The sequence below is a fragment of the Actinomycetota bacterium genome (genome assembly GCA_030019255.1).
GTDB lineage: Bacteria > Actinomycetota > Geothermincolia > Geothermincolales > RBG-13-55-18 > Solincola_A.
Genome location: JASEFK010000007.1, coordinates 69,029 through 95,612, shown reverse-complemented (window position 1 = coordinate 95,612; position 26,584 = coordinate 69,029). Strand labels below are relative to the sequence as shown.

The window sequence follows — 26,584 nt, the reverse complement described above, 5'->3', positions numbered from 1 at the left end:
CATCCCCGTCTCCGGCCTGGTCAGGGTGTCCCGCGCCGCCAAGCCCCGGGGACGTTCGAGAGCCCGGCGCTGACCTTGCCGAGTTCGCCTGGGCATGAACCTCATCCTGGACAAGCTGGAGGAGAGGGGGGTGCGCATCATCCCCGTCTCCGGCCTGGTCAGGGTGTCCCGCGCCGCCAAGCCCCGGGGACGTTCGCACTCCAAGCACTGAAGGAGCCGGTTTTGCTTGCCCCTTCCGCTCCCGTGCGCTATGCATACGTCACGAAGGATTGGTTCTGGCCCGTCCTCCGGTTGGGGCGGGCAGACCAAACCGCCGTTTCCGGCGGGAAGGCGACCGGAGCCGCGAGAGGAGGTCTTCGGGAAGGAGGAGAAAATTTGCGAAAAAGCGGGAGCGGCTTGTTCGCGGTGGAGGTTTTTTCGTATAGACTATGATTCAGAGGAGTTCCGATGGGAGGGAAACCTCCCGGTCTAACCGGGAAGCCTCGGTATCTCGGAGATTATCCGGGAACCCGAAAAAATTCCGATAATGGCGATGGGCCGGAAACCCTGCCCGGTCCCGCCGGAGGAGGATGAGGAATATTGAGTGAGGGATACCGGTTGCTCGAACAGGGCGAGCGGCTCCTGGCGGAGAGCAGGATAGACGAGGCCATCGAACGCTTCCGCCGCTTCCTGGACGATTATCCGGAGGACGTGGAGGGTCAGTACCAGCTTGGGCTGGCCCTCTACGAGAAGGGGGAACTGGAGGAGGCCGCCCTCCGCTTCCGTCGCGTGGGCGAGCTGGACCCCGACGACCCCCGCTCCTACGACGGGCTGGCCCTGGTGATGATGGAGAAGGGGGATTACGCCCGCGCGGTGACCTATTACCAGGAGGCCCTGCAGCGTGACCCGGATAACCCGGACCTCCTCAACGAACTGGGCATTGCCTATCACGAGCTGGGCGACGAGGAGAGGGCGCTGGAGGCCTACGAGCGGGCCCTGGAGCTGGACCCGAACTTCGGCTATCCCTACTATAACCGGGCTCGGCTCCTGGCCGGGAGGGGGGAATACCGGGAGGCCGTGGAATGCCTGGAAAAGGCGGTCAGCCTGTACAAGGGGGAGCGGGAGAAGCTGATCGACGTGCTCTTCGAGCTGGCTGCGGTCTACGAGGAGATGTTGGACGACGACCGGGCCGTGGAGACCTATGGCGAAATCCTCATGCTCGACTCGGACAACGTGGAGGCCCTCCTAAGCCTGGGCTCCATATACCTGGACCGGGGGGATTACCAGAGGGCTGCCGCCTACTTTGACCGCGTCATCAGGCTGGACCCGGACAACGACAGCGCTTACCTGGAGAAGGGCTACGCCCTGGGGTGCCTGGGCGAGGTGGAGAAGGAGCTGGAATACATTGACAAGTGCCTGGCCATCAACCCCGAGAACAAGTATGCCCTGAGCAACAAGGGGGCGGCTCTCATGGAACTGGGGAGGATGGAGGAGGCCGAGGAATCCTTCCACCGCGCCCTGGAGGTGGACCCCTCCTACCCGTGGCCCTACTACAACCTCTCCTGCCTCTTCGCCCTGCGGGGGGAGACCGACCGGGCCCTGCGCTACCTTCGCCGCGCCCTGGAGCTGGACCCCTCCCTGCGTGAGGACGCGGAGCGCGATGCCTGCCTGGACCGTCTCCGGCACAACCCGGTCTTCCGCAGGCTGCTCGAAGGGGACGCGAGTTAGGCCGAGGCGCACCGCCGGGGGGTTCAGCCGCTGGATTTCCCCACGGTGATGATCACCTGGGATCCCGCGGTAGCCGACGACCCGCCGCCCGGGAACTGGTAGATGACGATTCCCACTTTATCCGGGCTGGAAGGAGAGTAGACTACCTTGTAGACGAAACCTGCGGCGACCAAGACTTCCTTGGCTGAGGTTTCGCTCATGCCCACCACGTTGGGTACCACCCCCTGGGGCGAGGGGCCCCTGCTCACGGATATGGTCACCGTGGACCCCGGGTTGACCATGGTCCCGGCCAGCGGGTTCTGCCCCACCACCATGCCCGCCGGCGCCACGGTGGAATTGATGTAGGTGACGTTAGGCACCAGCCCCGCTCCACGGATAGCGGCCACCGCCTCTCCTTCCTCCATGCCCGTCACCGCGGGGACGGCCACCCTCTGCCCCTCGGTGTGGAGGTGGCAGTAGTCGGTGGGCTCTTCTCCCCGTCGGAAGGTCCTGGTTTCGGTGTGCGGACAGTAGGGGGTGGCCAGGAGCTGGCTTTCCGTGCACACGGTTACCGTGACCAACTCCTCTTCGTCCCCGCCGCCGAACTCCGCCTTCGAGAAGTCGGTGGGGGGTACGCCCTCCAGGGCTTTTACCATGAATTTCCTCCAAATCTGGGCCGGGAAGGTCCCCCCGTAGACGGTGATGCCGTGGACGCTGCGCATGGGGATGAGGCCCTGGGGATAGCCCACCCATACCGCCGCGGAGAGGTCGGGGGTGTACCCGCAGAACCAGGCGTCGGCGTAATTGTCCGTGGTCCCCGTCTTGCCCGCCTGGGGGCGGTCAAGGCGCGCCGCCCTTCCCGTGCCGTGCTTCACCGCGTCCTGGAGGATGGAATTGACCACCGCGGCCACGTCCTCGCGTACCACCCGCTTTCCCTTGGGTCGGTTCTCGAGGATAACCTCGCCGTCGGCGTCGGTGACCTTGGTCACGCAGATGGGATCGTAGTGCACCCCGTTGCAGGCCAGGGTGCCGAAGGCGCTAGCCATCTCCAGGGGATTCACCCCGTTGGTCAGGGCTCCCAGGGCGATGGAGGGGTAGGGGTCCACCGGGGAGGTGATACCCATGGCCTTGGCCATCTGGGCCACCCGCTGGGGTCCCACGTCGCGTATGAGCCGGGCGAAGACCACGTTCACCGAGCGCACGGTGGCCGTGTACACGTTGATGCTCCCGTAACTCGACCCCTCGCAATTGTTCACCTTCCACTTGGTCCCGTCGGGGAAGACCAGGGTGGTGGGCGAGGAATCGTAGGTCTTGTAGGGGGAGATGCCATTGCTGATGGCCGCTGTAAGCACGAAGACCTTGAAGGCCGAGCCGGGCTGCCGCCCCCCCTGGGCGGCGATGTTGTACTGCAGCTTGCTGAAGTCCCTGCCACCCACCATGGCCTTGATCTCCCCCGTGCGCGGGTCCACGGCGCACAGGGCGGCGCTGGGATCCCCGGGGCGGTCCAGGGTGGAATTGATGGCCTCCTCGGCGTAGCGCTGCATGTTCAGGTCTAGGGTGGTATACACGCGCAGCCCACCGCGAAAGATGATGTCGTCGGGAGAGAGGTCACCGAAACGGGAGCGGAGCTCCTGGTCGGAGGCGAAGACGTTGTAGAGGTATTTCTTCACGTACTCCACGAAATAGGGAGCTACCTGGCTGGGGGCCTCCTCCGGAATGGGCTGTACCACCACCGGCTTTGACTTGGCCTGCTCGGCCTCCTCCCGGCTGATGAATCCAAGCTCAGCCATCTTGTCCAGCACCAGGTTGCGCCTTTGCATGGCCGCCTCGGCGTTGGTGTAGGGGGAATAGTAGTTGGGGATGCGGATGACCGCGGCCAGCAGGGCGGCTTCCTCCAGGGAGAGCTCCGAGGGTTGCTTGCCGAAGAAGGTCTCGGAGGCCGTCTTCACCCCGTAGCAACCCTGCCCGAAATAGACGTCGTTGAGGTAGAGCTCAAGTATCTTGTCCTTGGAGTATCTCCTCTCCAGCTGGTTGGCCAGGCTGGCCTCCTCCACCTTGCGCCAGTAGGTTCTCTCCTTGCTGGTGAGGGCGTTCTTCACGTACTGCTGGGTTATGGTGGAGGCGCCCTGCACCACCTTGCCCTCCACCACGTTAGTCCAGAAGGCCCGGGCTATGGCCTTCCAGTCCATCCCGCTGTGGGAGTAGAAGCGCTCGTCCTCGATGGCGATAACCGCCTGCCGTAGATAGGGGGATATCTGGTCCAGAGAAACCTTTTCGCGGTGCTGTTCCCCGTGCAGTTCAGCGATGACCGTGCCGTCGGCGGCCAGGATCTTGGAAGTCTGGTCCATGCGATGTTTCTCCAGCTGGTCCAGGCTGGGCAGCCCGACACCGGTATAGAACCAGGCCAGGAACCCCCCCGCCAGAAGCAGCAGGCAAAGGAGAATAATCAACGCTACGCGCAACAGAACCCGCATGATGTTACCTCTTCCCGACGCCACCCCGCTTCGATTCCACTCTCAAGTATAGACCATGGGAAGCAGGGACCGGTTCCCCGGGGAGAAACGTTCTCCGCCGTCTCCCCTTTCATCTCCGGTTGTGACTCGCGCCCCGCCTTCCCGCAAACTCGATTTCTGCGCCGTGGCCGTCCACTCCTTCCGTCTCTCCAATACCGTTGGGCGGCCTGGGATACCGCAGCTCTCGAGGAGGGGGATTCCAAGGGTTGGCGAAAGGGGAATTTTACTCCTCCCGCCTTCAAGAGGGGGATCATCGACGACCTCACCCTCCACGCCGCGTCGGCCTTAAGAAGCACCCAAGGGCTATCCACTTGGATGCCGACAGCGGTCGGTTCTTGTGAGGGTGATAAAAGGGGCTCATGCGAATGGAGAGGATTCGCTTCTTCAGGTGGATTACGGCTTTGCGGTTTCCCTCCGCTTGCGTTATCCTTTAGCCGCGTGAAACACAGGACCGGACGGGTCATCAGGAAAACGATCCCGTAGCCCCGTCCGGAATAAACGCCGGGTAGCGATGCATCGGGACCGCGGACGTCAGTGGTCGGTCCGCATCCTCCTCCCCGGCACCAGAAGGCAAGCGGGCTTGCCTGAAGATGAGGGGGAGTCCCGGTCGTGTCTTGAGGTGAGAAAGGGCGCATCATGGCTCTGGTGAGGAACCTTGATTACCAGATGCAGGTCATCCTCTCCGGCGCGGTGGACTGCCTGCCAGAGGGTGACCTGCAGGCCAAGGTGGAGCGTTCCATCGCCGAGGACCGCCCCCTGAGGGTGAAGTTCGGGGTGGACCCCACCCGCCCGGACTTGCACCTGGGACATGCCGTTCCCCTGCGCAAGCTGCGCCAGTTCCAGGACCTGGGCCATACCGCCATACTCCTCATCGGGGATTTTACGGCCAGGGTGGGGGACCCCTCGGAGCGCGACGTGACCCGTCCGCAGCTTTCGGCGGAGGAGGTGCGGGCCAACGCCGAGACCTACGCCCAGCAGGCCTTCCGCATCCTGGACCGGGAACGCACGGTGCTCGAGTACAACAGCCGCTGGCTGGCCCCCCTCACCTTCGAGGAGCTGCTGCGCCTCACCTCCCATTTCACCGTGGCCCGCCTCCTGGAGAGGGACGACTTCGCCAGGCGCTATGCCGACAACGTCTCCATCGGGCTGCACGAGTTTCTCTACCCGGTGATGCAGGCCTACGATTCCGTGGCCCTCCGGGCGGACGTGGAGATAGGGGGTACCGACCAGATATTCAACCTCTTGGCGGGCAGAGAACTGCAGAGGGCGCTGGGGCAGGAGCCGCAGAGCGTGCTCACCCTTCCCATCCTGGTGGGCCTGGACGGGGAGAAAAAGATGTCCAAGAGCCTGGGCAACCACGTGGGTCTCACCGATCCACCCGAGGAGATGTTCGGCAAGCTGATGTCACTGGACGACCGGCTGATGCCCGACTATTTCCGGCTCACCACCGCCCTGGAGCCTGCCGAGTTGGAATCCCTTCTCCGCGACCTGGAGTCGGGAGCCCTCCACCCCGCCCGGGCCAAGAGACGACTGGCCCGTGAGGTGGTGAGGCTGTACTGGGGGGAGGAAGCCGCCGCCGCCGCGGAGCGGGCTTTCGACCGCGTCTTCGTGAACCGGGAACTGCCCGAGGAAATACCTGAGGTGTCCCTCAAAGAGGAGGAGCTGCGGGAGGGTCGCATCTGGCTTCCCCGTCTCCTGGTGCTGGCCGGCCTGGCCGCTTCCACCAGCGAAGGGAGGAGGCTCATCGCCCAGGGGGGCGTGAAGCTGGATGGCCGGGAGGTCCTGGACCAGGAATACGAGGTCCCGGCCGAAGCACTGGACGGCCTGGTCATCCAGAAGGGCAAGCGCCATTTTCGCAGGATAAGAAGGTAAAAGACGCCGCATTCCGTTTGACAGCGCACCCACCGGGTGCTAATATGAAAATTGCGGCGAAGGCCGCCGGGGAACAAACCCGGTTGAAATGAAGGAGGCGGTAATCCGGACGCTTGAAGGGTAGAAGTAAGCGAAGGAAAGCCGGATACCGCCTTGAAAGCGGTATTTTTAATCCGCGTTTATTGACAGGGACCATCTAGAGTGCTACTTTGTAGCCTTGTTGAAGACGGCGCTGAGCCCGGTTCCTTGAAAACTAAACAGCGTTTCAGGTGGAGAGAGAGTGCTCCCATGAATTCCGTTCCGGTCCGTCCTCGGACGGACTGCGGCCGGTAGGGAGCCGGGATACGTTCTTCGACGCATGTAAGTCCGCAAGGACTGCATTTTGGTCGGAGAGTTTGATCCTGGCTCAGGACGAACGCTGGCGGCGTGCCTAACACATGCAAGTCGAGCGGACCCGTTCCTTCTCCTCGGAGAGGGGGCGGGTTAGCGGCGAACGGGTGAGTAACACGTGGGTAACCTACCCCGAAGACTGGGATAACCCCGGGAAACCGGGGCTAATACCGGATACCTTCCCACCACCGCATGGTGGAGGGAAGAAAGGTTGGCTTCGGCCTTCCGCTTCGGGATGGGCCCGCGGCCCATTAGCTTGTTGGTGGGGTAACGGCCCACCAAGGCGACGATGGGTAGCCGGCCTGAGAGGGTGTCCGGCCACACTGGGACTGAGACACGGCCCAGACTCCTACGGGAGGCAGCAGTGAGGAATATTGCGCAATGGGCGAAAGCCTGACGCAGCGACGCCGCGTGGACGATGAAGGCCTTCGGGTTGTAAAGTCCTGTCAGGAGGGACGAAGCGGCCTCGTGTCGTGACGGTACCTCGGTAGGAAGCCCCGGCTAACTACGTGCCAGCAGCCGCGGTAAGACGTAGGGGGCTAGCGTTGTCCGGAATTACTGGGCGTAAAGAGCTCGTAGGCGGCCCGTTAAGTCGGGTGTGAAAGCCCTCGGCTCAACCGAGGAACTGCACTCGATACTGGCGGGCTAGAGTCTGGTAGAGGGAGGTGGAATTCCCGGTGTAGCGGTGAAATGCGCAGATATCGGGAGGAACACCGGTGGCGAAGGCGGCCTCCTGGGCCACGACTGACGCTGAGGAGCGAAAGCTGGGGGAGCGAACAGGATTAGATACCCTGGTAGTCCCAGCCGTAAACGATGGGCACTAGGTGTGGGGGGTTACCAAATCCCTCCGTGCCGAAGCTAACGCATTAAGTGCCCCGCCTGGGGAGTACGGCCGCAAGGTTAAAACTCAAAGGAATTGACGGGGGCCCGCACAAGCGGCGGAGCATGTGGCTTAATTCGACGCAACGCGAAGAACCTTACCAGGGCTTGACATGCACCCGAAAGCCGTGGAAACACGGCCCTCCTTCGGGACGGGTGCACAGGTGGTGCATGGCTGTCGTCAGCTCGTGTCGTGAGATGTTGGGTTAAGTCCCGCAACGAGCGCAACCCCTGTCGCATGTTGCCAGCGGGTAATGCCGGGCACTCATGCGAGACTGCCGGTGTCAAACCGGAGGAAGGTGGGGATGACGTCAAGTCATCATGCCCCTTATGCCCTGGGCTGCACACGTGCTACAATGGCCGGTACAGAGGGCTGCGATACCGCGAGGTGGAGCGAATCCCAAAAAGCCGGTCTAAGTTCGGATTGGAGGCTGCAACTCGCCTCCATGAAGTCGGAGTCGCTAGTAATCGCGGATCAGCAATGCCGCGGTGAATACGTTCCCGGGCCTTGTACACACCGCCCGTCACACCACGAAAGTCGGCAACACCCGAAGCCGGTGAGCTAACCCGCAAGGGAGGCAGCCGTCGAAGGTGGGGTCGGCGATTGGGGTGAAGTCGTAACAAGGTAGCCGTACCGGAAGGTGCGGCTGGATCACCTCCTTTCTAGGGAGTGCACGCCGGGCGAAAGCCCGGGGCACGAAAAAATAAACGCGTATCCCTCTCTCCCCTGGCGCTGTTTAGTTTTGAAGGAACGGCGCAAAGAGCGCCGTTTCTTTTTCGTGTCCGGAAAGACCCTGATGCCGATGCTGTATCGTTTCGGTAGGCGCTTTTAGGGTTGAAAAAGGTAGCGGGTTTGGGTCCGTCATCGCGGTGGAAAAATATAAAGGAAGGCGGTCTTCCCGTTTCGGTGCGGCTATAGGCGGAGCGAAAGATGCAGGGAAAGAGGTGCTGAACAGATGAATCGTGCCGGCACCTCCCGGAAAGTCGATCGACGGGATGATGTTGGGGAGGCACTTACTGCGGTCAGGGCCTTATAGCTCGGGATGCCATGGAGGAAGTGATGGCGGTAGTGCCTTCCGGTTTTGGGAAAAAAGAGTGGCAAAAGGATAAGGGATTCAAGGATGGCCGTCGAATTAGAAATTTGGATGGTCAAGCTGAGGGATTAAGGTCTGTAGGGGAAAGGAAAGGAGCGTAAAATGGTACAGCAACCGCCAGGACCGCCCGGAGGTATGCAGCCGCCTCCGCCCCCGCCGCCGGGGATGCCGCCCCAGGCGCCCATGGGGAGGCCGAGGCCACAACTGGATACCTCCAGGCTGCCCATCCCGGACATCGTGGTAGCGGGGGGCGCCCTGTTAGCCCTCATCTTCAGCTTCCTTCACTGGTACAAGGTGGAGATCTTCGGCTTCGGAATAGGGGCCTCCGGAAGGGGCGGCTACCAGAACTGGCCAATGATCATCTACCTGCTGCTGCTCATCTTCGCCGGCTTCTTCGCCGCCAACGAGATGGCCAGTTTCGTGGACATCAGCATTCCGCTGGGGCCCATTTACCTCATATGGTCCATAGCGGGTACCTTCTTCACCCTGCTGGCCTTCGTCATCCGCCCCGGTGACTGGGAGTTCGTGAAGATGAACTGGGCGATATGGATCATCATGATCATCATCTCCCTCATCCCCATCGCGGGCGGGTTCATGAAGATGCAGCAGAGCGGTTAGGGGGTCTGGATAAAGGGGAAAAATACTCCTGACATCTATTGACCTGAGGGGTATAATTAATATAGGATTCGACTTTGGGCGCGCCGTTGAGGTGCGCCCAAGCAACTGGAGATCGCACCTTGAAAACTGCACAGTGATCGAAGAGGTTGTTTAACCAAGCTACTAAGGGCATACGGTGGATGCCTAGGCGCCAGGAGCCGATGAAGGACGTGGTAGGCTGCGATAAGCTCCGGGGAGCCGCCGAACAGGCTTTGATCCGGAGATCTCCGAATGGGGGAACCCGCCGGTGGTAATGCGCCGGCACCCACGCCTGAACACATAGGGCGTGTGGAGGCAAGCGGGGGAACTGAAACATCTAAGTACCCCGAGGAAAAGAAAGCAACCGCGATTCCCTGAGTAGCGGCGAGCGAAACGGGAACAGCCCAAACCCGGCGGATGCAAAAGCCCGCAGGCGTTGTCCGTCGGGGGTTGTAGGACCCGCCAGGTGTCGCTGCGGAGGCACCAGGGAGTTACAAAACCCGTCTCTAGTCGAAGGGTTCTGGAAAGGCCCGCCACAGAGGGTAACAGCCCCGTAGGCGAAAGGGACGGGTCTCCCGGCGGTGATCCTGAGTACGGCGGGACCGGGGAAATCCCGTCGGAATCAGCGGGCACCACCCCGCAAGGCTAAATACTCCCTGGCGACCGATAGTGGACTAGTACCGTGAGGGAAAGGTGAAAAGCACCCCGGGAGGGGAGTGAAATAGAACCTGAAACCGTATGCCTACAAACCGTCAGAGCGGCCTCGTGCCGTGATGGCGTGCTTTTTGTAGAATGAGCCGGCGAGTTACCGGTACGCAGCGAGGTTAAGGGGAAGACCCGGAGCCGTAGCGAAAGCGAGTCTGAAGAGGGCGTATAGTTGCGTGCCGTAAACCCGAAGCCGAGTGATCTACCCATGGGCAGGTTGAAGCGAGGGTAAGACCTCGTGGAGGACCGAACCCACTTCGGTTGAAAACGGAGGGGATGACCTGTGGGTAGGGGTGAAAGGCCAATCAAACTCGGAGATAGCTGGTTCTCCCCGAAATAGCTTTTGGGCTAGCCTCGGGTGTTCAGCCGTGGTGGTAGAGCACTGATTGGACTAGGGGCCTTCACCGGTTACCAAACCCAGTCAAACTCCGAATGCCACGGCTCCAGAGCCCGGGAGTCAGACCATGGGGGATAAGCTCCATGGTCGAGAGGGAAACAGCCCAGACCGCCAGCTAAGGCCCCCAAATCCGGGCTAAGTGGGAAAGGATGTGAAACCGCATAGACAGCCAGGATGTTGGCTTAGAAGCAGCCATCATTTAAAGAGTGCGTAATAGCTCACTGGTCAAGTGGTTTCGCGCCGACAATGTAGCGGGGCTCAAGCCCGGTGCCGAAGCTGCGGCACTGCGCCCTCCGGGGCGTGGTGGGTAGGGGAGCATTCCCTGTGGAGCGAAGTCGACCCGTAAGGGCTTCCCGCAAGGGATTAATCGATGGACCGCAGGGAAGAGAGAATGCCGGCATGAGTAGCGAGAGACGGGTGAGAAACCCGTCCGCCGAAAGCCCAAGGGTTCCTGGGGAAGGTTAATCCGCCCAGGGTTAGTCGGGACCTAAGGCGAGGCCGAAAGGCGTAGTCGATGGACAACCGGTTTATATTCCGGTACCACCGGCCGGCGCTTGAGCGATGGGGGGACGCGGAAGGATAGGCGAACCGCGGCGATGGTAGACCGCGGGCAAGCGTGTAGGGCGCCGCCGAGTCAAATGCTTGGCGGCATACAAGCCTGAGGCGTGATGCCGACCCGCCTTTAGGGGAAGTCGCTGAATCCATGCCGCCGAGAAAAGCCCCTAGCGAGCCGTCCGGTGCCCGTACCCCAAACCGACACAGGTGGGCGAGTAGAGAATACTAAGGCGATCGAGTGAACCCTCGTTAAGGAACTCGGCAAATTGGCCCCGTAACTTCGGGAGAAGGGGCACCCCGCTAGCGTGACGGGACTCGCTCCCTGAGCGCGAGGGGGTCGCAGTGAACAGGCCCAAGCGACTGTTTACTAAAAACACAGGTCTCTGCTAAGTCGTAAGACGACGTATAGGGGCTGACGCCTGCCCGGTGCCGGAAGGTTAAGGGGAAGGGTTAGCGGCCGGCTTCGGCCGGCGCGCGAAGCTCCGAACCTAAGCCCCGGTAAACGGCGGCCGTAAGAGAGTTGCGGCCCCATCCGGGCAACCGGATGGGAAAAACCCGGCTATATGCTGGAAAACCCGAGTATCTCCGGGTACTAGCCTCGCCAAGGAGGCAGTGACAATCCCAGGAGTGCGGGCAACCAGCAGGAAAGGCCCGGAAGGCGGGGTCTCCGGAAAGGAAGGTGCGTGTTGACCTACGATCCCAAGAAGGTGCCGCCCGAGGTGGGATGGTATCTGGCTGGATTCGCGGACGGCGAGGGGAGCTTCAAGGTGAGCTTCCGTCCGCGCAAGGATTACCACCAGCCCTGGAAGATATCCCTCTGCTTCAACATATCCCAGAGGGACAAGGTCATACTGACCCAGTTCAAGAGATATCTCCAGTGCGGCACCTTGAGGCAGCGCGGCGACGGGGTATGGTACTACGAGGTCAATAACCTCAATGCCATCCTGGAGCACGTGATTCCTTTCTTCGAGACCTACCGGTTCCGTTCGGCGAAGAAGAAGCGGGACTTCAGCAAGTTCAAGAAGATAGCCCGCCTCGTCGCCGAGGGTCGTCATCTGACCGAGGAGGGCGTTCGGGAGATCCTGAAGGTCCGACGGGAGATGAACGACGGTGGAAAGAGGAAATACCGGGAGGAGGAGATCCTTGCCAGATTCGATTCCGGGAATCCTCAGAGGCCATACGCCGGGCCCCTGGAATGAGTCCAGGGTGAAGATATGGTCCGCCCCTCGTGGCGACACGGGGAAAAGGTGAACTATAACGGTCCTAAGGTAGCGAAATTCCTTGTCGGGTAAGTTCCGACCTGCACGAATGGCGTAACGACTTGGGCACTGTCTCAACGAGGGACTCGGCGAAATTGCACTGCCCGTGAAGATGCGGGCTACCTGCAGCAGGACGGAAAGACCCCGTGAACCTTTACTGCAGCCTGATATTGGGTCCTGGTTCATCATGTGCAGGATAGGTGGGAGGCTGCGAAGCGGGGACGCCAGTTCCCGTGGAGCCGTCCTTGGGATACCACTCTTGGTGTGCTGGGGCTCTAACCGACGGCCGTTATCCGGTCGCGGGACAGTGTCAGGTGGGCAGTTTGACTGGGGCGGTCGCCTCCTAAAAGGTAACGGAGGCGCCCAAAGGTTCCCTCAAGCTGGTCGGCAATCAGCTGTAGAGTGTAAGGGCAGAAGGGAGCTTGACTGCGAGACCCACAAGTCGAGCAGGTGCGAAAGCAGGGCCTAGTGATCCGGCGGCATCATGTGGGAGAGCCGTCGCTCAACGGATAAAAGGTACTCCGGGGATAACAGGCTTATCTCCCCCAAGAGTCCACATCGACGGGGAGGTTTGGCACCTCGATGTCGGCTCATCGCATCCTGGGGCTGGAGTAGGTCCCAAGGGTTGGGCTGTTCGCCCATTAAAGCGGTACGCGAGCTGGGTTTAGAACGTCGTGAGACAGTTCGGTCCCTATCCGCTGCAGGCGCAGGAGAACTGAGGGGAGTTGCCCCTAGTACGAGAGGACCGGGGTGAACGGACCTCTGGTGTGCCAGTTGTCCCGCCAGGGGCACGGCTGGTTAGCCACGTCCGGATCGGATAACCGCTGAAAGCATCTAAGCGGGAAGCCGACCCCAAGATGAGTTCTCCCACCGGGAAACCGGGTAAGACCCCTCGTAGACCACGAGGTTGATAGGCCGGAAGTGGAAGCGCGGCAACGCGTGGAGCTGACCGGTACTAATAGGTCGAGGGCTTGGTTCCTATACCTCGGAGATCGCTGTGCAGTTTTGAAGGTGTGTGATCCGCAGGCTTTTGGACCTTGACGAAAACAAGGTGTTCTCGGTGGCCATAGCGGAGGGGATCACCCGTTCCCATTCCGAACACGGAAGTTAAGCCCTCCAGCGCCGATGGTACTGCCCGGGGGACCGGGTGGGAGAGTAGGTCGCCGCCGGAACATTTTTCAAGGGGCCGGTCATCCGGCCCCTTTCCCTTTTCCGCCGGGCAGATGGCAAGATGACGTGTGGTCCCGGGTCCCGGAAAAGGCGCGGACTCCACGCCTGACCGTCCAGTCCCGGGTGGGCGAAGAATGAGTTGACCCCGTTACCATGCCGTATACCGGTTATCCTTAAGCGGTCTTGTGCCCCGTGGATCCCGGGAACCCGAGGAGTCAGCTCCTTCTCGCGCCGCGTGCCTTCCGGACGCGCCCCGGGGAAACCACCGGCCTTCCCTCCGGGTTGGTTGTATCGCAAGTGTTTCAGGGCGCTCCGCGACGTCCTTGGGCGGGTACGGGTCAGAAGGGCTTGCCCACCGTGCTGAAATTGAAAGGCTTGTAAAGCGGGCAATACCCGGACGCCGCGGAGGAGAGGAGCATTCCCGCGTTGCACGCGGCCACTACGCCCAGCTTACCCTCCTTTTTCCAGGCCAGGGCCAGCAAGGCGGCAGCCAGTAGAGCGCGACCTATCCTGTCCAGGGTTCCCACGTTCCGTTCCATGAACTTCACCTCCCCTCGAGCCTGTTGTGGAGACCTCCGGCCCGCGACTGTACGGGGGACCGGAAGGACGGAAATTATTATAGCCGACCCCCGGCTGGGGAACGCACGCATCCCCGGAGGGATGGACAACGCCTAAAAGCTCCGCAGGATTTGAGCGGATGTTATGACCGACGCGCATCAGGGGACTGTTTCCAGCGGGGGAACGCACGCGGACCCGGAGGGAGGGAGATGGGCACGAAAAAACCGATGCCGCCGCATGCTGCGCCCGTGGATTGAAGAGAGCCGGCGCTCGGGGAACCGCGCTATAGGGAGGGATTAAGTCGGTGGGCCGGAGAAGCGGTAAAGGGAAGAAAGCGGGCTCTGTTACAATGAGTGATGAAAAGTCCCTTGATATGAACCCTTGAAAAAACGTTTCCACCCTTCGGAACCGTCGCCGAAACACGGGAAGGCGCAAGGTCCCCGGGCAAGGGAACGGCGAAAGGAAAAGCCCAAGTACTGGACCTCAAGCTGGGTCGGGAAAGGTTTCACCTCGGAGGATAGACGGCCGGGCACTCGGATATTGCCGGTCGTCCAAGGTTGACCGATGCTCCGGCCCCTGGTTTTCGCCGAGGTAGGAGAGGACACATACCCTGCGCGGTGATGCCTCGAAGGAGATTCCATGTACAGAGCGTACAGGATGGAGCCTGTGGATATGAAAGTGGCCCTCTTCCAGTTCGCGGTAAATGCCGCCGGGAAAATCCCCGCGGTCATGGAAAACCTGCTGGGCGTCTTTCTGATCAACGCCCTGAACAAGGCCGCAAACCTTGAGGTCATCGACCTTACCCCCCCGCCCCGGGAAGGAGAGATCCTCTCCCTGGCCGGGTTGCCGGAGGTGGACGAGATACGTGAAGCGGCAGAAAAGGTGGGAGCGCGGTGGGCCCTGTGGGGGTCCCTCCGTTTCGGTCCACCGGACAGTCCGCTGGTGAGGGAGATGGCCGTGGAACTGCGGGTGGGATGCGTGGAGGGGGATCACGCTCCCGCGCGGCTAGACTTCCAGTTCCGGGGCCTGCAGGGCGACGTGCGGACCGCGCACCTCAGCGTGGACGTGGGCGCCCTGGAGGACCTGGTGGAGGAGATGACCTTGGCCCTGGCGGACGAGATGGACTTGGACCGGGATAGTCTCCGGCTCAGCCGCATAGGGGAGGGGCTCTCCCTGTCCGACCGGGCCATGGTCTACTTCGTCTACGCCCTGCGCATCCTTTCCGACCCGGAGGCCAAGTTGAAGCTCTACCGCAAAGCGGTATCCGCGGACCCCTCCTTCGCCCAGGCCTACATCAACGCCGGGCAGCTCCTCCTGGGGCTCGGGAGGTACGGGGAGGCCATGCGCCTCCTGCTCCGGGCCGAGTCCCGCCTCAAGGGATCGGAAGCGGAACCGGACGTCCTGAACCTCCTGGGGGTCTCGGCCATCAACATGGGCATGTGGGAGGAGGCGGTGGGGATATGGAGGCGATCTCTTGAGCTACGTCCCCGGAGCGTGGAGACCCTGTGCAACCTGGCCCAGGCCCTGGCCATGCGGGGGATGAACCGCGAGGCGGAGGAGCATTACCGCCGGGCCCTGGATGCCGACCCGGAGTCCCCTCTGCCCTGGTTGTCGCTGGGAAGGCTCCTGGTGCAGGAGGGAAATCACCAGGAGGCGGAAAAGGCCGTCAGGCGCTATATCGAGCTGTGTCCGGGTGACCCCTGGGCCTATTACCTGCTGGGGGTGTGCCAGATGGAGGCGGGGAACCGGGAGGAAGCCCGCTTTTCCCTGGCCAAGGCCCTTCAGCTGGACCCGAAAGGGAGGGTGGGAGAGCTGGCCCGCCGTAGGCTGGAAGATTGAGAATTTCTTTCGCCGGGATCAGTCGTCCGGCTTTCTTCCTCCGCCGGGAGGGCACGGGAAAGAGGCTGCAGTGGATTGCCTTTCCCGGCCGCGCCAACCGGTCCGGGAGCAGTCCTGCGGCTCGTATCTGAGCCGGCGGGGCCGGCCCTCAGTTTCCCCGAAAGCGGGGCTTGCGGTTCTCCAGCGCCGCCTTTACCGCCTCCTTGTGATCCTCGGAGATCAGGCACAGGGTCTGGGCGAGGGCCTCGAATTCCAGGGCCGTCTCCGGGTCGGAGTCCCAGCAGCGGTTGATGACCTGCTTAGCCATGGCGATGCCCAGGATGGGTCCGGCGGCCAGCTCGGCGGCCAGCTTCCTGGCCTCGGGGAGGACCTGGTCGGCGGGGAGTACATGTTCCACCATCCCCAGGCGGTGGGCCTCCGCGGCGTCGATGGTCTTCCCCGTAAAGATGATCTCCTTGGCGTGACCCAGTCCCACCAGCCTGGCCAGGCGCTTGCAGGCCCCCAGGTCGGGGATGATGCCGAACTTTATCTCCATGAGGTTGAAGCGTGCCTCCTCGGCGGCGAAACGAATGTCGCAGGCTAGCATGAGCTCCATGGCCCCTCCGAAGGCCAGGCCGTTGACCGCCGCGATCACCGGCTTGTTCATCATCTCGTAGGCCAGGTAGGTCCCCTGCACGCCCTTGAGAAAGGTGTGGATCTGCAGAGCGGTCAGCTGACCCAGGCCCGCGAAGCTTCCCAGGTCCAGCCCGCTGGAGAAGGACTTCCCGGCCCCGGTGAGGACCACGGCCCGCACCTCGGGATCCTCCTGGAGCTCCCTAGCCGCCGCCCCCAGCTCCAGGAACATGGTGTGGTTCATGGCGTTGTGCACCTCGGGACGGTTGAGGGTGAGCACGGCCACCCCGTCCTCCTTCTCCAGGCGCAAGGTCTCGTAACTCATACCTTCCTCCCCGCTCGCTGGTCGTCCTTTAGGGCGATTGTATTACGAAGAGGTGCGTCTTCTCCACCATCCTCCGGTAAACGTCCATGCCGGCCGGCACCCCTCCGGGCCCGCCGTACTGCTATAATGAGCGCTGGAGGTGAGGACTTTGCCGGTCTACGAGTACAGGTGCGACTCCTGCGGCCATTCCTTCGACCTCATCCAGCCCATGGACGCGGAGAGGACGACGGACTGTGAGAAGTGCGGAGCCCCGGCCAGGCGCGTGTTCAGCCCGCGCATCGCCATCCGCTACGAGGGCTGGGGGTTCAACGCCACCGACAAGCTCCTGCCCGAGAGCAGCCGGGTGAAGCGGGACTTCAAGCAGTTGCGCGAGAAGGCGGAGCAGATCATGGACGAGGACTTCACCCCCTGAAGCCCGCGCGGCTGTTCCCGAACCACCCGAAACATGGTTTCGGTCGCCTGTCGATCCGTGCGGGCAAGAGGATCGTTTCTCCAGCCCCATCCTTGTCCGTGACGTTCAAGGTCCGGCGACAGCGTTCAGATCCATCCCATGAGAATGCGCAGGATGTTCAGCTTGCGGAAACGGGCCCCGGTGAGGGGCCACATCAGTTCCTCCTTGGGGAGGTAAAGGCGGCGCCTGAGGCGCCTGCATTCCTCGTCCAGCTTCTCCAGTTCCCTCCGCCGCATCCCGGCGTCGGGCAGGGCAAGGATGTCGTCCACCAGTTTCAGCAGGGAGACCGTGTCCCGCAGTCGCCGCTCGTTGAGGGCCGCCCGCTGGGAGGAGAGGAGACCGTTCTTGAACTTCAAGGCGTTGAGCTCGAGAAGGGCCTCATAGGTCACGTCCACGATGTCCTGGCGGCTCATCCACCGCGTCTCGTAGCCCAGCATGTCCCTCCAGTGGGGGGAGAGGGTCGCCTGGGCGTAATCCTCGAGGGTGCGGTGTACGAGGCGTATGCCGTATTTCTCTGGCTGGCGGTAGAAGGGGCACCCGGGGTCGATGAAGGGGGCCAGGGGCCCCACGAAGGGGTTGAGGCGGGGGCCGAACTTGCGCAGCAGGTAGGCGCAATACTCGACCGTCTCCAGCACCGACTCCCTGGTCTGCCCAGGGAGCCCGATCATGAAGAAGACGTCCAGCTTCTTGCAGCCCGCTTCCAGAGCCCATCCTATATTCCTCTCTAGCTCCTCGTTGTCGTAGTTCTTTCCCAGGAGCTCGCGGATCTCGGGGTCGTGCGACTCCGGGGAGATCTGGAGGTCGAAGTTGTCGAAGCTGGAGCCCAACCGGTCGAAGAATTCCCTGGGGGCGGGGGAGAAGAGCTCGAAGACCAGGTGGTTCTTGGGGTCCGCCTGGCTCATGAGCTCGATGGTCTTCATGGCGAAGTCCTTCCCGCCTTGCAGGAGGTCTCCCACCAGGAAGATGGGCGCCGTGGTGAACTTGGATATGAGGTTCACGTCGTAGGCTATCTTCTCCGGGGGCCTGAAAGCGGGCTGCCGGCGTCCACAGACCTCCAGGAGGGCGCTGCTCGATCCCCCGCAGAACCCACAGTCCCGGGTGCATCCGCGGCAGGTGAGGACCATGGTGATTGGATAACTCCACCAGTTCCAGAAGGCCCGCGGACTTTTCCAGTCCCGGTACTTGAAAACGGAACGGATGGCGTAACGGTAGTTGTCCCCCAGGTATTCCAGGCTGGCCGGTACGTAGGAAAGAGGATTCTCCCTTATCGACCCATCCTGTCCGCGGTAGGTCAGGTTGGGTACTTCATCCAGGGAGCCCGTCCCGCGCAGGGCTTCCATGGTCTTGAGGAGGGGCTCCTCGGTTGAATCGCCCCGGATCACATAATCGATCTGGGGGTATTTCATGATTTCCCGGTGGAAGAAGGTGGCCGAGTATCCTCCCACGATGATCGGGATGTCCGGGTGGATCTCCTTGAGCATGCGGGAGACTTCGAGGACCCCCTGGGCGTGGGTCAGCCAGTGGAAGTCCAGGCCGAAGGCCCTGGGGCGCAGCCTGGAGAGGAAGGAGGGGACGTCGAAACCCTCGTCTTCCAGCATGCGCTGTGCCAGGTTAACGATGCGGGTGTTGATGCCGTTGCGCTCCAGGTATTCGCCCAGGAAGGTGAACCCGATGGGGTAGAGCTCGAAGGCGGGCGTGCTCGGGACCAGGTCGCTTATGGGACTGGGTACCGCGGTAAGTTTCCGGAAGTCGTAGACGCTGGGCGGGTGCAGTAAAACCAGCTCCGGTTTGGCGAAAACCATGGTTCACCTCTGGGCCTGGGCCGAATCACCGGCGGAAAGGCGGGGCCGCCTGGAGCCCTGACCGGAGGCACGGGGGGGATGCTTCCGCGGGATACGCCCTCCCAGTTTAAGCCGGCGCCGGCTCATGGCGGTCCGTTCGCCGTCCGGTGGGCATCGGACCACAAGGGTACCGAGCCCGTGATCGTACAAGGTAAGGATATCCGTAAGGTCCTGACGGTACAAGCCCGTGGAGGGGTGAGTACCGGCGCGTGGGTCTTCGGCAAGGGATGGTGAGCGAGAGCCGCGCCCCCCTCATGTTATGGGTCGGCGTGGGTGGTGATGCTTGAGCGCAGTGTCGAGTGCAATAGCAAAACCGGCGAAGTACGGTGGGTAGGGCGCCGTAGGGGGTCTTGATTATCGGGTGGCGAATGTAACGGAGATCCCATGGCCGCAGTGGTTGTACCGTTCTTGACCTTTCGTAAGGCCTCAGGCCAACAGCCGGCGCATGAACTCCTCGCGGTCCCGTTTGAATTCCACCAGGCGGTTCTCCAGCTCCTCCATGATGCCGTCCAGGGCGATATAGAAGGCTATCTGGCCCTTACGCAAGGTGTCCAGGAGCTGCTGCGGCCGCTCGCAGATCTCGAAGATGGTGGACCCGTCGGTTATCAGCTTGCACTCGGAAAGGGGACGGGAACAATCCGCCTTCTGGCGCAGGAAGTCCAGGGTCTTGCGTATTTTCTGGAGGCTTATCCCACGCTTGAGCATGCCCACGACGGTTCGCAGCTCCACCAGGTTGCGGAAGTCGTATCCCTCCCGACCCCCGTGCCTTCCGGGCGGCACGGCCGGCTCGATGAGCCCCGTGTCCCGCCAGTAGCGAAGCTGGCGCATCGTGCAACCGGAGATGCAGGCCGCTTGTTCCGCGCTGAAGATCATGTCGCCCTCCAGGGTGGTCGTGAACGGTGGACGCGCTGGGAACGAAATGAGCCGCGTTCGGTATGACCTATTATTATTACAAGCTTCCCCGCGGTTCAATACCCATTTGCCCCGTAAACCGAAAACCGACGACACCACAAGGCCCATTAATCTTTCCAGAGATACGAAGCAGGTATAAAGGAAAGGCGCGTGATCGACACAAGCCTCCCCGCAGTTCAAAACCCATTTGCCCCGGTATCCGCGAGGGCGACTCCGGGCAACATATCGGTTTTCGGAGTATGAGAAGCGAGGCTGAAGGTAAGGAGCGTACCGGTGGCGAATATGGGTGACGGGGCTTCATGGCAACGGGGAAAGGCGGTAACGCCCGCGCAGATGGAGGGGAGGTCACGGTGAAGGATCGCGTATACAGCGCAGGTGGGGTTAAGTATAATGTTCCAAATAAAGTGACCTGGCCCGAGAGTTATCTGCCAAATAATGGGAGATCGGAAGTGGTGGAGATAAGGCCCTTCCGGGGGACCTTATATAATCCCCTGGTGGTGGAGGACGTGTCCCGGGTGGTGGCGCCACCTTACGACGTCATCGATGACCGGCGTAGGGAACAGCTCCTGTCGCGTTCCCCCTACAACATAGTGCGCCTCATACTCCAGGTGGAACCCGGGGAATCCCGCTTCTGGAACCGCTCCGCCGCCCTGTTCCGGGCCTGGAAGATGGGAGAGGTCCTGGTTCCGGATAGCGAACCCGGCTTTTACGTCCACCGCCAGACCTTCTCCTCGCCCCTGGGGGGGACCCTGTCCCGCACCGGCCTGATAGCCGCCCTGCGCTGCCAGCCCCCGGGGACCTCGGTTCTGCCCCACGAAAAAACCTTCCACAACGTCCGCCGGGAGAGGCTGCACCTGCTGCGGTCCTGTCGGGCCAATTTCAGCCAGGTGTTCACCATCTTCCGGGACCCCGGGGAGGAGGTGCTGTCCCTGCTCGAGGAGGCCACCGCGAGTTCTCCCCTCCTCGAGTTCCTGGACGACGAGGGAGTGGAGCACCGCCTGTGGAGGCTGGATTCCTCGGAGGGAGTGAAGGCCCTCGTCCGGGCCGTGTCCGGCCGTCGGCTGATCATCGCCGACGGGCACCACCGTTACGAGACGGCGCTGGCCTACAGCCAGGAGACCGGCGCCGACGCCGATCCCCATGAGGCGGCGGGTTACGTGTCCGTGACCATGGTGAGGACGGAGGACCCGGGACTCCTAGTCCTTCCCGTGCACCGCGTGCTGGAATCACCCTTTTTCGGACTGCGGGAGGTAGAGGAGAGGCTGTCCCCGTTCTTCGACGCTTTCCCCCTGCCTGGGGACGCGGGCCGGAGGGAGGGTTCCCTGGCGGAGACCATCCGGGGGGCGGGGAGGCCGGCTTTCCTCCTGGCCACCAGGGAGGGGTTGATGCGGTTCATCCTTCGGCCGGGAGTGGAGCCCCACAGGGTGATTCCGGGTGGAGAGAGCCGACAGTGGAAGGAGCTGGATATCTCCGTCCTTCACGCGCTGGCCCTCGGGCAATGCCTGGGGCTGGATACGGATAAGCTGGCCGAGGAGGGCAAGCTGCGTTACACGCCCTGGGAGAGCCGGGCCCTGGACGCGGTGGTGAAGGGAGAAGCCGCGGCCGCCTTCCTGGTGAGGCCGACGTGTATGGAGGACATCTGGAGGATCGCCGAGGGCGGTGAGAGGATGCCCCACAAGAGTTCCTATTTCCATCCCAAGCTTCCCAGCGGCCTAGTCATCTTCGATCACCAGACGGCCTTCCGCTGAGCCCGCCTCTCGAGAAAGCTTCCTCGCCGCGGCACAGGGGGTCTTGCATTTCAAAGATATTAACCTATACTTAATATATGCCCGGAAAGAAACGCGCTTCCCGTGAGGGTAAGGGGACCGGAGGCAGGAAAGCTCCCGATACCCGAAACCTCCTGAAGGTCTCTCAGGTGGCCAAGGCAACCGGTGTCTCCACCTCGGCCATCAACTACTACGTGCGCATGGGCTTGCTTCCACCTCCACTGAAGACCCATCGCAACATGGCCTATTACCACCCCTCCTACGTGCAGATGATCAACTATATCAAGCGGCTGCAGCTCCAGAAGCACCTGCCCCTGGAGAGGATAAAGGAGATCATGGCCGCCAAGATGGAGATATGGAGGGAGATAGACCGCGGCCTGGAAGCAGCGGAAGGGGCGGCTGAGGCTCCCTCCGAGTCCGCGAAAAAGGTCGGGGTCAGGGAGAAGATCATGGAGGCGGGGGTGAGGCTCTTCTCCCGCAAGGGGTATCATTTCACCACCGAGAAGGACATAGTGAACGCTGCCGGCGTTTCCATGGGCGAGTTCTACGAGCTCTACTCCGGCAAGGAGGATCTCCTCATGGACCTGGCCGAGGAGGGGGTCCGCGTGTTCCGGGCACGGGTGGCCAGGGAGATAGCCTCCGTGGACGACATGCTGGAGAGGATCAAGATCGCCATTCCGGTGGCCTTCAAGCTTATCGTGGAGAACCGGGAGATATACAACTTATACCTGGAGGGAGCGGTCACCGGCGACCTTTCTTTCGACCGCAAGCTTTCCCAGATGACCATGACCATCGCCGAGGACCTGCGAGCCACCATCGCCCGCGGGATACGCGATGGCACCATCCGCAAGGTCAACCCGGCCATAGCCGCCAGCGCCATCATGGGCCAGCTGGTACGCCTGGCCAACTTCTGGATGGAGGATCCCCTGAAACACGACATAGACGAGATTACCCAGGAATCCATCGAGTTCGTGACCCGGGCCCTGAAGCCCGATTGAGCATTCTCCAACAAGCGTTTCGGCCATCCACATCTTGCTGCCTCCAGAGCGCATTTGGCGAGGGGCGGCGTCCGCTTACCTTTCCGGCGACCGTCAGACCGTTTGGTGAGGAAATAAGTCGTGTCTTGTGCGGGAAGGGGGCCAGGTACCATCTGATGGCTTCTTGCTGTGAGGGGCGGGGATTCGGGCCGGCGTCTTGAAACGGGTTCTCCGACCTGTGCCGAGCCCGCTGTTCCTGAAAGAGCGAGGCGTTAGCGGAATATATAAACCACCCCAGGTTCGAAGGGGTGAAGGAGGAGGAATCAAGTCTGAACCTCGAGGCGGGTTCTCCGGTCCATGACCTATCCGCCGGCCCTCGGTGTCCGGGAGGATGGCGGTGCTCATCGGACGAAGGGCTTGGACGACCCTCCTGGAAGGGGGTTAATATTTAGGTGTTTTAGCATTATCCGTCGGGAAGGGTGGCCGCGCCCGTCTTAAGCGAGATTGAGAAGGTGGTTAGAGGATCGAGGGAAAAAAGGGAAGGCGCCATGGTGGGCGATCGCGATATGCGGGTGCGCGGACACCCGGTGCTCGGCGAACCCCCGCGCGGGAGGGAGGTCACCATCTACCTGGACGGCAGACCCCTGAGCGCGCGGGAAGGAGAACCCGTGGCCGCGGCCCTCTTCGCTTCCGGTATCCGCATCGCCCATTACACGGGTAGCGGGGAACCCCGGGGGCCCTTCTGCATGATCGGCAGGTGCACGGAGTGCCGGATGCTGTTGGAAGGCAGGGGGATGGTCCTGACTTGCCTCACCCCGGTCGAGGAGGGGATGCGCCTGCGCACACCGGGAGGGGGAAAGGCATGAACCTCCACGAGGAGAGCCGCCCCCTGGTGGTGGTAGGAGCCGGTCCGGCTGGTCTGTGCGCGGCTATGGAGGCGGCGGGGGCCGGCCTTCCTCCCCTGGTGCTGGACGAGGGTTCGCAGGGGGGAGGTCAGCTGGTCAAGCAGATCCACCGTTTCTTCGGTTCCCGGGAACACGGGGCGGGAAAAAGGGGCTTCGAAATCGCTGTGGAGCTGGTGTCCGGCTGTCTCGAGGGGGGAGCGGAAATACGCCTGGGACACAGGGTGCTGGGTTTCTTCCGGGACGGCCGCCTCCTGGTGGACGGGGGCGAGGGCGTCTTCCTCCTCCGGCCAGGGGCCACCATCCTGGCCACGGGGGCCGTGGAGAGAAGCTTTCCTTTCCCGGGCTGGACCCTGCCGGGGGTCATGGGCGCTGGGGCGGCCCAAACGCTGGTCAACCTGCACGGCGTCCTGCCGGGCAAAAGGGCGCTCATGGTGGGGGCCGGGAACGTGGGACTCATCGTGGCCTACCAGCTGCTGCAGGCGGGCATGGAGGTGGCGGGGGTGATCGAGGTGAGCCGCCGGGTGGGGGGTTACCTGGTCCACGCGGAACGCCTGCGCCGGGAGGGCGTGCCCCTTTTCCTGCGCCACCGCGTCGTGGCCGCCGAAGGAGGAAAGGAGGTGGAATCGGTCCTTGTGGAGGACATGGAGACCGGGGCCCTGAAGCGCTTCCTGGTGGACACCCTCTGTCTCGCCGTGGGCATGGCGCCCCAGGCAGAACTGGCGGCCATGCGGGGATGCCGGTTAGTCCACGTTCCGGAACTGGGCGGATTTCTTCCATGGCATGACCGGGAAATGCGCACCGACCATCCGGGGGTTTACGTGGCCGGAGACCTGGCGGGAGTAGAGGAAGCCTCGGTGGCCATGGACGAGGGTCGGTTGGCGGGACTGGCGGCGGCCCGGGACGCGGGGGTCCTGGACCCTGGGAAGGCGGCGGCCAGGATGAGGGAGATCGGGGCCAGGTTGGAGCTCCTGCGCGGAGGGCCCTTCGGGGAGCCCCGCCGGAGGGCCAAGGAGCGGCTCTGTTCCCTTCCCGGTTCCGCAAGAGGGAGGGAGGACGGCGACCGGGTCCGCCGGAAGGGGCGACTCAAAAAGCGGTAGGGGAGGCGAAAGATGAGCCCTGACATCCCTGGCGAGGGAGACCTCTGGCGGAGTTCCTGGGAGGCGGCCGTGGACGGAGCCGTGGCCGTGGTGGACTGCCGCGAGGAGATCCCCTGCAATCCCTGCGAGGAAGCCTGTCCCACCGGGGCCATCCGGGTGGGGCCCGATATCTGCGCCGCCCCCCGCTTCGACCCACAGGCCTGCAACGGGTGCGGGCGGTGCGTGGCCCTGTGCCCGGGGATGGCCGTGTTTCTCCTGGACCGCAGGGAAAAGAGCGGGTTTGCCAGGGTTACCGTGCCCTACGAGATGGGCGAAAGACCGGTGGAGGGCGAGGAGGTCCAAGTGGTAGACGGGGAGGGAAAAGCGCTAACCGGGGGGAAGATACTAAAGATAAGGGCGCTGGGAGGGGGAGCGCCCACCCTGCTGGTGACCGTGAGGGTGCCGGAATCGGTGGCCCTAAAGGTAAGGGGAGTGCGATACCGACTTATGGAACGGGATGGTTTCCGGGAGGTGGACAAGTTACCGTCGCTCGCGGACTACCCGTTGTGCCGTTGCGAGGATGTCCCCCTGGAGAGGGTGAGGGACATCCTGCGGACTGGGTTAAAATCCCTCCCCTCTCTGAGGAGAGCGTCCCGCGTAGGCCTGGGTTACTGCCAGGGGATGTTCTGCCAATCCTCCCTGCGGCAGGAGCTGGCGGAGGCCACCGGGAGGGAAGGGGAGGAAATCGGTTCCTTCAGGGTTCGTCCGCCGGTTCGACCGGTAAAACTGGGTTTTCTGGGGGGAGGAAATGCCTGAGGTAATGAGCTCGGAAGTGGTGGTCATAGGGGGCGGGGTCATCGGTGCCGCCGTGGCTTACTACCTCAGCCGGGAGGGCGCGGAGGTGATGATCGTCGAGGAAGACGACCTGGCCGCGGGAGCTTCCGGAGCCTGCGACGGTTTTATCTCCCTGCAGACCAAGACGCCGGGTCCTCACCTCCGCCTGGCCATGGAGAGCGCACAGCTCTTCCCTGCCCTGGCCGAGGACCTGGAAGTGGACATCGAATACCGCCGGTGCGGCGGGCTCCTCCTGGCCACCAGCCAGGACCAGATGAAGGAACTGCGCGCCCGGGCCAAGGCCCTGAAGGCGGAAGGGTTGGAGGTGGAGGTCCTCACCGTCTCCGACCTCAAGGAGCTGCTTCCCGAGGTGGGCAAGGAGGTCAAGGGAGGGTCTTACTGCCCCCTGGACGCCCAGGTGAATCCCATATCCCTCACCCTGGGGCTGGCCCAGAAGGCGCAGGAAATGGGGGCCACCATTATCCGGGGCTGCAAGGTGGAGAACATCGTGGTCACCAACAACCGGGTGCGCGAGGTCCACACCACGGTGGGGAACATCCACTCCCGGCGGGTGGTTTGCGCCGCGGGGGTGGGCTCCAACCAGATCGGCAAGATGATCATCGTCGACGTTCCGGTTCTTCCCCAGAGGGGCCAGATACTGGTCACCGAGTCCCGCGAACCGGTCCTCAAGATCCTGGTGGCTGGGGCCGAATACCTGGGCACCAAGGCCAATATCCAGGCTCTCATGCCCGCGGACGTGGAAGCCGCGAAGCTGGGACTGGGCTTCACCGCCGAGCAGACGGCGGCCGGGAACCTGCTCCTGGGCAGCACGCGGGAGTTCGTGGGTTTCGACAACCAAACCACCCCCGAGGCCATGAACGCCATCGCCCGCAACGCACTTCGCTACCTCCCCTGGGTGGAGGACATGGACGTCATCCGCAGCTTCGCCGGCCTGCGGCCCTGTTCTCCCGACGGCCTTCCCATCCTGGGTACCATAAAGGGTGTTCGGGGGTTCTTCCTGGCCACCGGACACTCGGGGGACGGCATCTGCCTGGCCCCCATCACCGGGAAGATGATTAGCGAACTGGTCCTGGACGGGGAGACCAGCCTGGACATCACGCCCTTTTCCCTCTACCGCTTCAAGTGAGGGCGGCCTCGTACCCATCGGCTTTCACGCGCGTTGAGCGTTCGCTTTTCAGAACATGGAAGGAGAAGAGGTCGAGGGTGAGGGCGGCGCCGGTCCCCGGGAGGACGGGACGGCCTTCGCGCCCGGGTTTGGGTCCGGGCGAAGTTCCGCCTCCGGGAAAGGTGAGGGTGGGGGCCGAGGGTGAG

General features: G+C 62.7%; 16 protein-coding genes and 3 rRNA genes. 14 read left to right on the top strand and 5 right to left on the bottom strand.

Annotation, left to right across the window (positions count from 1 at the left end):
• The first annotated feature begins 579 nt into the window (after positions 1–579).
• Positions 580–1,707: a tetratricopeptide repeat protein gene (locus QME84_07895; protein ID MDI6874187.1), complete on the top strand. Its 1,128-nt coding sequence runs from the start codon at positions 580–582 to the stop codon at positions 1,705–1,707.
• A gap of 23 nt (positions 1,708–1,730) precedes the next feature.
• Here the strand turns inward: QME84_07895 and QME84_07890 are convergent, their stop codons facing one another.
• Complete coding sequence (locus QME84_07890; GenBank protein ID MDI6874186.1) at positions 1,731–4,160, bottom strand: PBP1A family penicillin-binding protein; 2,430 nt, start codon at positions 4,158–4,160, stop codon at positions 1,731–1,733.
• Positions 4,161–4,835: 675 nt separating this feature from the next.
• On the opposite strand from QME84_07890, the gene tyrS reads away from it, so the two are divergent.
• The 5 genes from tyrS (at position 4,836) to rrf (ending at position 13,158) form a co-directional block, all read left to right on the top strand.
• Complete coding sequence (gene tyrS, locus QME84_07885) at positions 4,836–6,071, top strand: tyrosine--tRNA ligase (protein ID MDI6874185.1); 1,236 nt, start codon at positions 4,836–4,838, stop codon at positions 6,069–6,071.
• Between the two features lie 383 nt (positions 6,072–6,454).
• Positions 6,455–8,003, top strand: a 16S ribosomal RNA gene (locus QME84_07880).
• 614 nt (positions 8,004–8,617) lie between these two features.
• On the top strand, positions 8,618–9,052 hold the full coding sequence (locus tag QME84_07875) for a hypothetical protein (GenBank protein MDI6874184.1): 435 nt from the start codon (positions 8,618–8,620) through the stop codon (positions 9,050–9,052).
• 152 nt (positions 9,053–9,204) lie between these two features.
• A 23S ribosomal RNA gene (locus QME84_07870) occupies positions 9,205–12,965 on the top strand.
• 77 nt (positions 12,966–13,042) lie between these two features.
• Positions 13,043–13,158: ribosomal RNA gene (gene rrf / locus QME84_07865) — 5S ribosomal RNA — on the top strand.
• Together the 16S, 23S and 5S rRNA genes form the textbook arrangement of a ribosomal RNA operon.
• A gap of 336 nt (positions 13,159–13,494) precedes the next feature.
• On the opposite strand, the gene QME84_07860 is transcribed toward rrf, so the two are convergent.
• Entirely contained in the window at positions 13,495–13,695 is a 201-nt protein-coding gene (locus tag QME84_07860) for a DUF2892 domain-containing protein (protein ID MDI6874183.1), read from the bottom strand.
• A 658-nt stretch (positions 13,696–14,353) separates the two neighbouring features.
• Here QME84_07860 and QME84_07855 point away from each other — a divergent pair.
• Complete coding sequence (locus tag QME84_07855; protein MDI6874182.1) at positions 14,354–15,553, top strand: tetratricopeptide repeat protein; 1,200 nt, start codon at positions 14,354–14,356, stop codon at positions 15,551–15,553.
• Positions 15,554–15,701: 148 nt separating this feature from the next.
• Here the strand turns inward: QME84_07855 and QME84_07850 are convergent, their stop codons facing one another.
• Positions 15,702–16,490, bottom strand: coding sequence for an enoyl-CoA hydratase-related protein (locus tag QME84_07850; protein ID MDI6874181.1), 789 nt, complete (start codon positions 16,488–16,490; stop codon positions 15,702–15,704).
• A 148-nt stretch (positions 16,491–16,638) separates the two neighbouring features.
• On the opposite strand from QME84_07850, the gene QME84_07845 reads away from it, so the two are divergent.
• Positions 16,639–16,902, top strand: a complete 264-nt coding sequence (locus tag QME84_07845; GenBank protein ID MDI6874180.1) for a zinc ribbon domain-containing protein — start codon at positions 16,639–16,641, stop codon at positions 16,900–16,902.
• A 125-nt stretch (positions 16,903–17,027) separates the two neighbouring features.
• On the opposite strand, the gene QME84_07840 is transcribed toward QME84_07845, so the two are convergent.
• Both QME84_07840 and QME84_07835 read right to left on the bottom strand, forming a co-directional pair.
• Positions 17,028–18,743, bottom strand: coding sequence for a TIGR04190 family B12-binding domain/radical SAM domain protein (locus QME84_07840; GenBank protein ID MDI6874179.1), 1,716 nt, complete (start codon positions 18,741–18,743; stop codon positions 17,028–17,030).
• A 465-nt stretch (positions 18,744–19,208) separates the two neighbouring features.
• Complete coding sequence (locus QME84_07835) at positions 19,209–19,655, bottom strand: MerR family transcriptional regulator (GenBank protein ID MDI6874178.1); 447 nt, start codon at positions 19,653–19,655, stop codon at positions 19,209–19,211.
• A 488-nt stretch (positions 19,656–20,143) separates the two neighbouring features.
• On the opposite strand from QME84_07835, the gene QME84_07830 reads away from it, so the two are divergent.
• The 6 genes from QME84_07830 (at position 20,144) to QME84_07805 (ending at position 26,399) form a co-directional block, all read left to right on the top strand.
• The gene (locus QME84_07830) at positions 20,144–21,442 is read left to right on the top strand and encodes a DUF1015 domain-containing protein (GenBank protein MDI6874177.1); all 1,299 of its coding nucleotides are present in this window, start codon (positions 20,144–20,146) and stop codon (positions 21,440–21,442) included.
• A 167-nt stretch (positions 21,443–21,609) separates the two neighbouring features.
• The gene (locus QME84_07825; GenBank protein ID MDI6874176.1) at positions 21,610–22,458 is read left to right on the top strand and encodes a MerR family transcriptional regulator; all 849 of its coding nucleotides are present in this window, start codon (positions 21,610–21,612) and stop codon (positions 22,456–22,458) included.
• A gap of 545 nt (positions 22,459–23,003) precedes the next feature.
• On the top strand, positions 23,004–23,303 hold the full coding sequence (locus tag QME84_07820) for a (2Fe-2S)-binding protein (GenBank protein ID MDI6874175.1): 300 nt from the start codon (positions 23,004–23,006) through the stop codon (positions 23,301–23,303).
• The gene (locus tag QME84_07815) at positions 23,300–24,439 is read left to right on the top strand and encodes an NAD(P)/FAD-dependent oxidoreductase (protein MDI6874174.1); all 1,140 of its coding nucleotides are present in this window, start codon (positions 23,300–23,302) and stop codon (positions 24,437–24,439) included. The genes QME84_07820 and QME84_07815 overlap by 4 nt, the downstream gene beginning before the upstream one ends.
• 12 nt (positions 24,440–24,451) lie before the next feature.
• Complete coding sequence (locus tag QME84_07810; GenBank protein ID MDI6874173.1) at positions 24,452–25,234, top strand: 4Fe-4S binding protein; 783 nt, start codon at positions 24,452–24,454, stop codon at positions 25,232–25,234.
• On the top strand, positions 25,227–26,399 hold the full coding sequence (locus QME84_07805; protein MDI6874172.1) for an FAD-dependent oxidoreductase: 1,173 nt from the start codon (positions 25,227–25,229) through the stop codon (positions 26,397–26,399). Before QME84_07810 ends, QME84_07805 begins: the two co-directional genes overlap by 8 nt.
• The last annotated feature ends 185 nt before the right edge of the window (positions 26,400–26,584 follow it).

Coding starts and splice junctions, on each gene's coding strand:
- QME84_07840 (MDI6874179.1), bottom strand. CDS start 18,743: ATGGTTTTCGCCAAACCGGAGCTGGTTTTACTGCACCCGCCCAGCGTC.
- QME84_07850 (MDI6874181.1), bottom strand. CDS start 16,490: ATGAGTTACGAGACCTTGCGCCTGGAGAAGGAGGACGGGGTGGCCGTG.
- QME84_07820 (MDI6874175.1), top strand. CDS start 23,004: ATGCGGGTGCGCGGACACCCGGTGCTCGGCGAACCCCCGCGCGGGAGG.
- QME84_07860 (MDI6874183.1), bottom strand. CDS start 13,695: ATGGAACGGAACGTGGGAACCCTGGACAGGATAGGTCGCGCTCTACTG.
- QME84_07875 (MDI6874184.1), top strand. CDS start 8,618: ATGGGGAGGCCGAGGCCACAACTGGATACCTCCAGGCTGCCCATCCCG.
- QME84_07810 (MDI6874173.1), top strand. CDS start 24,452: ATGAGCCCTGACATCCCTGGCGAGGGAGACCTCTGGCGGAGTTCCTGG.
- QME84_07815 (MDI6874174.1), top strand. CDS start 23,300: ATGAACCTCCACGAGGAGAGCCGCCCCCTGGTGGTGGTAGGAGCCGGT.
- QME84_07805 (MDI6874172.1), top strand. CDS start 25,227: ATGCCTGAGGTAATGAGCTCGGAAGTGGTGGTCATAGGGGGCGGGGTC.
- tyrS (MDI6874185.1), top strand. CDS start 4,836: ATGGCTCTGGTGAGGAACCTTGATTACCAGATGCAGGTCATCCTCTCC.
- QME84_07890 (MDI6874186.1), bottom strand. CDS start 4,160: ATGCGGGTTCTGTTGCGCGTAGCGTTGATTATTCTCCTTTGCCTGCTG.
- QME84_07835 (MDI6874178.1), bottom strand. CDS start 19,655: ATGATCTTCAGCGCGGAACAAGCGGCCTGCATCTCCGGTTGCACGATG.
- QME84_07855 (MDI6874182.1), top strand. CDS start 14,354: ATGTACAGAGCGTACAGGATGGAGCCTGTGGATATGAAAGTGGCCCTC.